The sequence below is a fragment of the Bacillus sp. AFS040349 genome (assembly GCF_002577655.1).
GTDB lineage: Bacteria > Bacillota > Bacilli > Bacillales > Bacillaceae > Metabacillus.
On record NZ_NUMC01000054.1, the window covers coordinates 1 to 10776 of the forward strand.

Here is a 10776-nt window from a genome sequence, read left to right on the forward strand (position 1 = left end):
GTCCTACCTGCGGAGCCATTCTTATTGTATGAGAGATTATTCAAGTGGCTAAAGAGTTAGCGCTATCAATAGTATAGGAAAAAGCCGAGTGAATAGTTTCAGTCTTTTTTTCTATTAAATTTTACATATTTTTAAAAAACATATCGAAGAACTAATCCAAGTTGGGTTAGTTCTTTTTTATTTTCGATTTTGAGTAATGGATTTACTTAATAAAAACAATTAATGTAAACTGAAGTTACTTGAAATTTTCAAATAATTCATTTAGAGCAATAGAGTATTTAATCAAACTATTAAAAATAATATAATAAGGTGGGAGCTACCATGACAAAAAAAGAGTTGTTATTAGAACAAAGTGAAGAGTTGTTACTCAAAGTATTAAAAGACCGTTTTGAGAAAAATATGAATCGTCATAAAGGCCTTGAATGGGGTAAAATTCAAGCAAAACTGGCTGAAAATACCGAAAAACTATGGTCACTCAATGAAATGGAAAAAACTGAAGGTGAGCCTGATGTTGTTGGTTTTGATGAAGAGACGAATGAATACATTTTTATTGATTGTTCACAAGAAAGCCCTAAAGGCCGTAGAAGTGTTTGTTATGACCAAGAAGCGCTAGAGTCTAGAAAGAAACATAAACCTGAAAATAGCGCTATTAATATGGCGACTTCTATGGGAATCGAACTATTAACTGAAGATCAATATCGAGAGTTGCAGAAGCTTGGAAAGTTCGATATGAAAACATCGAGTTGGGTGCAAACACCAGCTGATATTAGAAAACTAGGTGGAGCACTATTTTGTGATTTTCGGTACGGACACGTGTTTGTGTACCACAATGGTGCAGACTCGTATTATGCTGCTAGAGGTTTTCGTGGGTCGCTAAGAGTATAAAATCTATAAAGTCTTCTAGAGGAGTAAAGATCAGTAGAGATACTGGTCTTTTTTTAATAATTTTAAAAATATGTTGGGATTTCCCTTGATACCTATTATAATAAAGTTGTAAGTACAAGGTTAGTGTATCATCTAACAATGTTGTAAGTACATGTTATTTAAGTTTTTCTTCAAATAAAAAGTAATAGTTCAGCAAAGGAGAGTATCCATGACAGAAATTAAAAATAGACTTATTACTCATTATGGTTTTAATGATGCAGAAAATATCGGAAAAGATCTCTCTGGTTTTGGGAATCATGCAACACCAGAAGGAACATCAAAACCAATAATAGAATCCGTAGGTGGAAGATTAGCGATAACGCTTGCAGGAGGAGAACATGGTTCTTCTTTTATGAAACTTCCAGTTGGTTTTCTAAAGGATATAAACGATTTAACAGGAATTACTGTCTCTACTTGGGTTTACTTAAGAAAAGGTACAAATGTATGGGAGAGGCTTTTTGATTTTGGTGAAAATTCATCTGGACCGTACCTTTTCTTATCACGAAATTTACGCGGTGTGTGTTTTTCAGACGGAGATCTTGTGGCAGATGCGGGAAGAACTTACTCTTCGGGAGAATGGTTACATGTTGCAATGTCGGTAAAAGGAACAGAAGGTGGGACATTGAGCAGCGCCGGACCTGTTATATACGTAAATGGTGAAGTAGCTGCAGATGGATCTATTAGCCAAACTTCGAGTGGTACATATAAAAAATTACGGAACTGGTTTGAAACGTTTTCAAATCCAGCAGGCTACGGCAATAATTTTATTGGACGTTCACAGCATGAAGTCGACCCGGATTTTAATGGTTCTTTAACAGATTTTCGCGTTTATAAAGCCGGTTTAACGCAAGATGAAGTAAATGAGGTTATGTGTGAATCTCTTACAGGTCGTGAAATTGTTCAACTCGCTAAGGACAAATATTTATCTTTTCCAATCACAGTTGTTACAAAGGATGTTTCTTTACCATCATCACTTATGGGTGGGAAAGTTTCTGTAACTTGGAAGTCAAGTGAAGAAGCTGTGTTATCAAATGAAGGTATAGTAGGAGACGTTGACATTCCAAAAGGTGTGACATTAACAGCCATATTAAACATAGGAGATGACACGACTGAAAAAGATTTTTCTGTGTCAGTACTTCCTAAAGGGGTTCCATCTCACCATCTTACCATTGACGGAAGCCAAGAAGTTTTAGATATTAGCAAAACATTATATGGATTGTTTTATGAAGATATTAACAATGCAGCAGATGGCGGTATTTATGCGGAGCTTGTTCAAAATCGCTCATTTGAGTCATTTGTTTTCGATACCTATTCTCATGCTTCAGGTGAATGTGGCTGCTCTTCGGGTAGAAACCATGAACCACTTCATGCTTGGTTTGGTGATATTGAAAACGTAATCGTTTACAATACTGGAGGTCTAAACGAATTCTTTGGGATTACCAGCCAAGATGTGAACTCTCATTATATAACCGTACCGAGTGGTAGCACGATAACTAATAGAGGATTTACTGATTCTAACAATCATTGTGCAATGTTTATTAGAAAAGAGAATTTATATGATTTTACCATTTGGGCTAAAGCTGAAAATGGAGGATCCATTACACTGCAGCTACAAGATCAGGATGGTGAGGGGATTAGTGATAGTATAACAGTCCAAATAGAAAGCGGTAACACTTGGAAGAAATACGGTGTTGATTCCAAAATTGCTTTAACTGGTAGCAAAACCGTTCTAGGTCAGCTTGCTTTAACCTTTAATGGCGAGATTTCTATCGATATGGTTTCTTTAATGCCAAGAGATGTTTGGGGAGCTGGAGATGAAGAACGATCAACTACGGCCCATTCAAATTATAAGGGAAATCCGAATTATCGATTAAGAAAAGATTTAGTGAATGCTCTAGTAGACTTACATCCTACATTTCTTCGTTTTCCTGGAGGATGTATATCTGAAGGCTCCTATATTTGGGATAATGTATATGAATGGAAAGACTCTGTAGGTGATATAGAGGTACGGAAAGAAAACTTCAATGTATGGGGTTATATGATGACGATGGGGTTAGGGTATATGGAATATTTCCAGTTAGCTGAAGACCTTAATGCAACACCATTACCTGTTATGGCTTGTGGTGTACTTTGTCAGGCTCGTTCGGATTATGTCCATCCTGCTGGGGGNNGCTTAGAGATACATTTGTTAAAAGTTTTACAGATTTAATTGATTTTGCAATTAGTACTGATTTTGAAGAGAATGAGTGGGCGGCTTTGCGTAAAAGTATGGGTCATGAAGCACCGTTTGATCTTCATTATTTAGGTGTTGGAAATGAAAACTGGGGTACGGAGTTTTTTACGAACTTTGAATACTTTAAAGCGGCTATTGATGAATATATGGACAAGCATTATCCAGGTTATGAATTGCACATTCTTTCGACTGTTGGGGCACAAGCTGATGATGATGCTTATCAAGAAGGATGGGAGTTTTTAAGTGGGAATCTATCTGGATCTGGATCTGCAACCGTGAATTTTACAGACGGTAAGACGGTAACAGAGGAAACAGTTACTTGGTATGAAAAACAACCGAACTATATGGACACAATAGCAGACGAACATTATTATCGTTCTAATGAGTATTTGTTAAACAATGCTGATCGATACAATTATTATTATAGAGCTTATCAGCCGGACGGAAGTCTTGATGAGAGAGAGACCTCGAAGGTATTTGTTGGAGAATTTGCTTCAACAGATAAAAATACATTAGCAGGAGCGATTGCTGAAGCAGCCATTATGACAGGGTTTGAAAAGAATTCAGATGTGGTAAGATTAGCTGCTTATGCACCGTTATTTAACAAAGTGTTAACTGATGGAACATATCGCTGGACACCAGATTTGATTTGGTTTGACGTTGAAAGTGTCTGGTACACGCCGAACTACTATGTTCAACATTTGTTTGCCAAATATATTGGAAATAAATTGCTTGGTACTTCGTTTTCAGCTTACAAAAATGGAAATCTAACAGAGCTCACGCCACGTGGTGGTATTGAAATAGCTGCTGGTAATGCTGATGTTCATGTTAAGAGTGTAAGAGTGATAGAAAATAAGAGTGAAAAAATACTACTAGACCAGGACTTCACAAAAGAATTGAATGCTGAGTGGGAAATCATCCCTGGATCAATTGGTTATAAAATTGACTCCGATAAAGGGCTGGTTTTACAGGCTCAAAATGGTGGATTAAACGGGTTATATATCATAAACGAAAGGTGGAGTGACTATAGAGTTGAAGTGAATGCAACAAAAGCTGGTGGTTCCGACGGTTTTTATGTTGGGGTAGGTCTTACAGATATTTCTCCTGAGAAAAAGAATGTTCTAGAATATGCTGTAGGTTATAACGGAAATGCTACTGGTGTGAAAGTTTATAAAGAGGGCGTTCAAGGGTATATGCTAGGTGACTACTCATCAAGTACAGCAGCTGGAAATTTGCGATCAAGTTGCTATGAAGAGCTGACAGATCATACTCCATACACTATTTCCGTTCAATATGGCGGTGAAACAGGGGACCGCCTTATATGCTCATACACAGATGGAACGTTTACAAGTAAGGTGCTAGATTACAAGTTAGAAGCCTACAACAGAGATATTTTCAACTCGGTTACAAAAGATGATCAACATGTTTATGTTAAATTAGTAAATGCTGATCCGTTCGAAAAAACAACGAAGATTTCATTTAAGGACATCCATGTAGCGGCTGAAGGAAAAATGGTAACAGTGACAGGAGATGAATCTCTTGTTCACACACCAAATGTTAACAAAAAGAACGCTGAGAAGGTTGTGCCATTTGAATCAACCATTAGAATTGATGATCACTCTACCGTTGTTACGTTAGCAGCAAATTCAGTTAATATCATTGTATTAGATAAAATATAAACAGTATCAGAGGATTTGATGTTCCACCTAAGAGCATCTATCCTCTTTTTTGTTCAAAAAAAGAGAGGAACAATCCTCTCTTCTAATCAATTGTTATCTGCCAACTTCGGCATAGCCTTCATCGCTTCTTTGCTTTCGATAATATCATCTGCTTGCTTCGCTCTCTTAATGAAGAATGCTAAGAAAAGGGCAAGTGCAGCAATAAATACAGAAATATAGAAAGCAAAGTTAATACCGTCTAATGTTGATTGCATCATGATTTGTTGTTTCATTTGGGCAATTTGCTCAGCTGTTGGTTGTGTTGTCATGCTACTAGCATTTTTTGTTGCTTCTTCAGCCAGCTCTTGACCTCTTGTTTCAGCACGATTAGACATGGCTGTAACAAGAAGTGCGGTACCAATTGCACCTGAGACTTGTTGAAGTGTGTTGTTCATCGCCGTTCCATGTGGGTAATACTTTGCAGGTAATTGATTTAAACCATTTGTTGATACCGGCATCATAACCATAGACATACCGAACATACGAACTGTGTAAAGAATGACTAAATTTGTGTATGTTGTTTCTAGTGTTAGCTGACTAAAGAAGTAGCTTGTTATAACAGTAATAGTTAAGCCTATAATTGCTAAAACACGGCCACCATATTTATCAAAAAGTCTGCCGTTAATAGGTGACATGACTGCCATCATAATGGCACCTGGCAATAACATTAACCCAGCATCAAATGGTGTGATACCACGTAAGTTTTGTGTATAAATAGGCAATAAAAGCATCCCAGAAAACATGGCCATCGTTACAACCATTGAAATAGACACGGACAGTGCATACATAGGGTATTTGAATATTTTAAAGTTCAACATTGGCTTTTCTTGTCTAATTTGTCTTAAGATAAACCATGCTAAGCCAATCACTCCAGCTGTGATTGTTCCATAAACATATGGACTGTCCCAGCCTTTGCTTCCTGCAGAACTAAATCCGTAAAGTAACCCCCCAAATCCTACGCTTGAGAGAACCACAGAAAAGTAATCCAAAGTAATATTTACGGTTTCCTTTTTATCTTTAATTAAGAAAATACCTAATAAGAACACAATTACTGCGATTGGTGTAACAAAGTGGAATAACATTCTCCAATTATAATGTTCTACAAGCCAGCCTGACAATGTTGGTCCAATTGCTGGAGCTCCCATTAGTATCAGCCCGAATACTCCCATTGCTGCTCCTCGTTTTTCAACAGGAAAGCTTACTAGCATCACATTCATTAATAGTGGCATTAAAATTGCTGAGCCTGATGCTTGCGTCATTCTTCCTATTAGTAGGATTGAAAATTCATGAGCAACTCCAGCTAAAATTGTTCCAGTTAAAAATAAGCCTAGCGCAGCGATAAAGAGCTTTCGCACGGAATATTTTTAAATTAAAAAAGCTGTTGTTGGAATTAAAATTCCATTCACTAGCATATATCCAGTTGTTAGCCATTGAACGGTTGAAGCCTCAACCTTTAAATCGTTCATAATTGATGGTAGGGCAATATTCAATAGTGTATTATTTAAAAACGCTATGAATGCAGCAACCATTAATACAGCTAATAGGCCATATGGTGGTCGTTGTTCTTGTTGTTTATTACCTGTTTGTTCCATACTTTCCTCTCCTATACAATCAGTATAAATAGTTGAACCGTTTGTTCACATAGACTATATCTTATTACATCTAATCTATTTTTGTCTATAAAAATGTTTTTATGTTTTTCTGTGTTTGTGTAATCTCAATAATTAAGATAGGATAAAAAAGATGTAATTATTTTTGTTTTCTAAAAGGTGATAAAATGAATGAACGAAAAATACGAGTGATTAAAAAAGCGCATCAATTATTTATTGAAAAAGGATTTCAAGCAACATCCATACAAGATATTTTAGAATTCAGTAATATTTCTAAAGGAACATTCTATAATTATTTTTCCTCAAAAAATGAATTATTAATTGCTATTTTTTCATCTATTTATAAAAGAATTGAAGAAGAGAGAAGCTCCTTATTAATTGGAAAAGACCCAGCTGATCTTGAAATCTTTATAGATCAAGTAAAGCTTCATATGGAAATAAACCGAAAAAATAATCTCTTAAAACTCCTTGAGGAAGTTACGTTCATTAAGGATGAGGAATTAAACCAAGCGATTAAAAAGGGACAATGGCTAACGATACGATGGACGTACAAGAGGTTTATTGAGTTATATGGGAAAGAAAAACAACCTTTTCTATTAGATTGTGCGATTATGTTTTTGGGGATTTTACAGCAAAACATGAGGTATTACTCATTAGCTTATGAATCAAACCGTGATTATGATTTTGTTGTAAGATATAGTGTTCAGAGAATGAAATCAATCGTTGATGAAGTATCTGAAAGGCAAGAGCAATTATTTAACCCTGAACTAGTTGAAAGGCTAATAGGAGATAAAAATAACAGTAAATATTCACAAGAATTACTAATTCAAACTATTTCAGACTTGAAGAAAATAATCCAGGCTGTAGAGAACCATGAAAAATACACGGAGCTTCTAGAATTCATACAAGAAGAAATAACAGAGGCAAAACATCCAAGACAACACCTAATCGCAATCTCTCTCGATAACATAAAAGCAAACGAACAAATTGCACAAACAGAAGAACTCCAAACACTAGAAAAGTTTATAAAAGGGACATAGGGACAGGTGAACTGTCCCGTTTTTAATCATTCAAATCTTATTTCACAGCCTAATACCCTCTATGCACATTCAATCGAATACTTATTTGCTTTTAATTACTTTTCATGTATCTTAAATTGAATTTAATAAGTTTGAAGTTACTATTTTCATAAAATATATTTTGATAAAAATTATGGGGGAAAATAGTGAAAGGCTGTTAGAACGTTGTTACTCTAAGATTTTTATTGAGGTTTATTTTTAATATAGAGTAAAAGTTTATTATTGTAAAATTAGATACTGAAAGCGCGTTCAAATTAAGTTTCAGAAAATTAAAACTGTTTGTTGACACCCATGATTTATGGAGGTAGAATAAAAGCAATTAATAAACGCGTGTTCACGAGAGAAGGGAAAGACATTGAAAAGAAACAATAAAATTAACAGCACACAAATTGCTCAACTTGCAGGTGTTTCCAGAAGTACTGTAAGTAGAGTCATAAACAATTACAAAAGTGTTCCACCAGAAACAAAGGAAAAAGTAATGAAAGTTATTAAAGAATATAATTACTTCCCAGATATGTCTGCGCAAGTTCTTGCAGGCAAAAACATGAGGAATATTGGATTATTTATTATTGATAAAGGCAGTGTTTCGAGTGATCCAACAAGCAATACTCTAATTACTAGTGTGATAGAAGAAGCATCGTCTCAAGATTATTATGTATTAACCAATATAATACAAGACTGCAAATCTCCCAAAAATATCGAACGAATCAAAACCGTTTTTTATCAAAATCGAATTGATGCGGGTATTTTTATGGGTGCTGATAATCATGAACCTTTCATTGAGGAACTGATTGCAGAAGGGTTTATTATCGGAATTGTTGATCAAGATTTACCAGGCCGAAATGAACCAAATCGTATTGTTTATAGTTTTGATAATGAAAGTGGTGCTATGAAAGCAGTTGACTACTTAGTTAGTTTAAATCATCAGATGATAGGCATTATCAATGGTGATATTAAAAGGCACGCCGGATTAGCCCGACATGAAGGCTATCTTAAAGCGATGAAGAAACATGGTTTACCGATTAGAAAAGAATGGATTTTACAATCTGACTTCAGCAGTACAAGTGGCTATACAACAATGAAAAATTTCTTAAACACAAACCCTGAATTGCCGTCTGCGTTTTTTGCAGCAAATGATAGCATTGCATTCGGGGCCATTCGAGCTCTTAACGAAAAAAAGATCCAAGTACCATCAGATGTATCCATTATTGGTATTGATGATCACGTGTTAAGTCAGTTATATCATCCCCCATTAACAACGTTTAAAGCAGATTTTACTGGAATGATGCAAAGACTTACTCAAGATGTGATCACCACAATTGAACAAGATAATAAAGAGGGGATTAAAGTGGTAATGGGTTCTGAGTTGATTGAAAGAGAGTCATGCATTACTCTTTAATCCTCTTCCTTGCTAATAAATGTATGCGTTTACTTTTTGATTAGCGAGGACTCTATCTTTGTATAAAGTAGTAACTACACACAAAAATAAACGCGCGTTTACAAAAACCTTTAAAGGGGGTGTTTACTGGAGAAACATAATTTTCTTGTAAACAATGTCACTTTTGCAATGTCTGGGGGAAATTTTTTCATAAAATAGGGGGTTTAGTCATGAAGAAAATCGTCTCAATGAGTTTTATTTCGTTACTTGTCTTTATTTTAGTCCTTTCAGGTTGTTCGAGTTCAGATTCTTCCTCTTCATCAACATCTAACGAAAACTCCAAAGAATTTACATACTGGTATCCGTGGGGAGGAGATTCTGAAAAATGGGATAAAGACCGAATTGCAGCATATGAAGCAGAAGAAGGAGCAAAGGTGAATGCTGTATATGTTCCAGACGGTATAACAAATGGAAAGCTGTTATCGGCGATATCTGGAGGAAATCCACCGGACTTAGTATTAGGAGATGGAAATGACTATCAACTTGCTTATAGTCTAGCAGCTCAAGGTGCTTTAGAACCACTGGATGATTATTTAAAGGAAGCAGGTTTTGATGAAAATAGTGTTTTAGATGGATTCAAAGATTTAATGAAATCATCTGATGGAAAAACATATATTCTTCCACAAGATTCCAATGTAAACTTACTCTACTATAATGTTGACATGTTTGAAGCAGCAGGACTAGATCCTGATAACCCACCACAGACAATTGAAGAGCTTGATAAGGCTGCTGAAGCTTTGACGAAAGTAAAAGATGATGGAAGTTTCGAGACGTTAGGGTTTATTCCTTGGATTGATGCAGGTGAAGATCCGTACACATGGCCATGGGCGTTTGGTGCGACTATGTATGACACAGACGCGAAAAAAGTCACATTGAATGAGCAGCCTATGGTTGAGGCATTTACATGGATGGACACTTATGCGAAGAAATATGATCCAGAGAAAATTAAATCTTTCACTTCTGGATTTGGTGGGGCATTTTCTCCAGACCATCCATTCATGAAAGGAAAAGTAGCCATGACTGTGAATGGAAACTGGTTTGCAAATGCGTTGAAAATTTATTCTCCAGATACCAAATATAAAGTAGCACCAATTCCTAGCCCACCAGATGGAAGAAAAGATTCTAGTGTGTTTGGAACAAACGTCTTTTTTGTACCAAAAGGAGCAAAAAATCCACAAGCCGCTATTAACTTTGCTTTATATGGAAACCAAGACAAAGTCTTAGCGGATAACATTAATATTTGGCGATCCATTTCCATATGGAAAGAAAAATCAGATGCGATTGAATGGGAAAATGATCCAGTATATGATACCGTTCTAAAGGTTGCTGCATCCCCAGATTCAGGTCATCCTGCTCTCACATCTGTAGCAAGTGAGATGGGTGATGAACTAACTAGTATACGAGATGGTGTGATCTATAATCATGATGATCCTGCACAGCTTCTTCAAAAGGCACAGGATAAATTACAAGAAACTTTAGAGAAAAAGTAAAGTAGAGCAACCGGATTTTGCTAACTAACTCAAAATCCGGTGCTTTTTTAAAAACGGTAAGGAGGGAGACATTGAATTATGACACTTCCAGCGGCTGAAACAAATCATCAACGTGACGTTCACCCTAATCAACAGCAAGCAACCACACTAAGGAAAATGAATAAAAAGCTTAATAAGTTAGCAGTATACTTGATTTTGATTCTATTTTCGTTAGCGTTTATTGTACCATTTGTTTGGCTCATATCAGGCTCATTGAAAAGCAGTATGTAAATGTCAAGCTAACG

The 10776-nt window shown here is 35.8% G+C and carries 5 protein-coding genes and 2 pseudogenes; 6 read left to right on the top strand and 1 reads right to left on the bottom strand.

Annotation, left to right across the window (positions count from 1 at the left end; translation table 11 throughout):
* The first annotated feature begins 321 nt into the window (after positions 1-321).
* Entirely contained in the window at positions 322-885 is a 564-nt protein-coding gene (locus tag COD11_RS12845) for a DUF4256 domain-containing protein (protein WP_098797307.1), read from the top strand.
* Between the two features lie 208 nt (positions 886-1093).
* Positions 1094-4836 (top strand): annotated as a pseudogene (locus COD11_RS12850) (alpha-L-arabinofuranosidase C-terminal domain-containing protein).
* Positions 4837-4922: 86 nt separating this feature from the next.
* On the opposite strand, the pseudogene COD11_RS12855 reads toward COD11_RS12850, so the two are convergent.
* Positions 4923-6467 (bottom strand): annotated as a pseudogene (locus COD11_RS12855) (DHA2 family efflux MFS transporter permease subunit).
* A gap of 185 nt (positions 6468-6652) precedes the next feature.
* Between COD11_RS12855 and COD11_RS12860 the strand changes: the two are divergent.
* The 4 genes from COD11_RS12860 to COD11_RS12875 all read left to right on the top strand — a co-directional run bounded on the left by COD11_RS12860 (position 6653) and on the right by COD11_RS12875 (position 10762).
* Positions 6653-7525, top strand: coding sequence for a TetR/AcrR family transcriptional regulator (locus COD11_RS12860; RefSeq protein ID WP_098797308.1), 873 nt, complete (start codon positions 6653-6655; stop codon positions 7523-7525).
* Between the two features lie 394 nt (positions 7526-7919).
* Positions 7920-8963, top strand: a complete 1044-nt coding sequence (locus COD11_RS12865; RefSeq protein WP_098797309.1) for a LacI family DNA-binding transcriptional regulator — start codon at positions 7920-7922, stop codon at positions 8961-8963.
* Between the two features lie 209 nt (positions 8964-9172).
* Entirely contained in the window at positions 9173-10492 is a 1320-nt protein-coding gene (locus COD11_RS12870; RefSeq protein ID WP_098797310.1) for an ABC transporter substrate-binding protein, read from the top strand.
* A gap of 78 nt (positions 10493-10570) precedes the next feature.
* Positions 10571-10762, top strand: a complete 192-nt coding sequence (locus COD11_RS12875) for a hypothetical protein (RefSeq protein ID WP_098797311.1) — start codon at positions 10571-10573, stop codon at positions 10760-10762.
* The last annotated feature ends 14 nt before the right edge of the window (positions 10763-10776 follow it).

Bases quoted from the DNA above. Each gene is read 5' to 3' on its own strand.
- COD11_RS12860 (WP_098797308.1), top strand. From the start codon at position 6,653: ATGAATGAACGAAAAATACGAGTGATTAAAAAAGCGCATCAATTATTT.
- COD11_RS12875 (WP_098797311.1), top strand. From the start codon at position 10,571: ATGACACTTCCAGCGGCTGAAACAAATCATCAACGTGACGTTCACCCT.
- COD11_RS12870 (WP_098797310.1), top strand. From the start codon at position 9,173: ATGAAGAAAATCGTCTCAATGAGTTTTATTTCGTTACTTGTCTTTATT.
- COD11_RS12845 (WP_098797307.1), top strand. From the start codon at position 322: ATGACAAAAAAAGAGTTGTTATTAGAACAAAGTGAAGAGTTGTTACTC.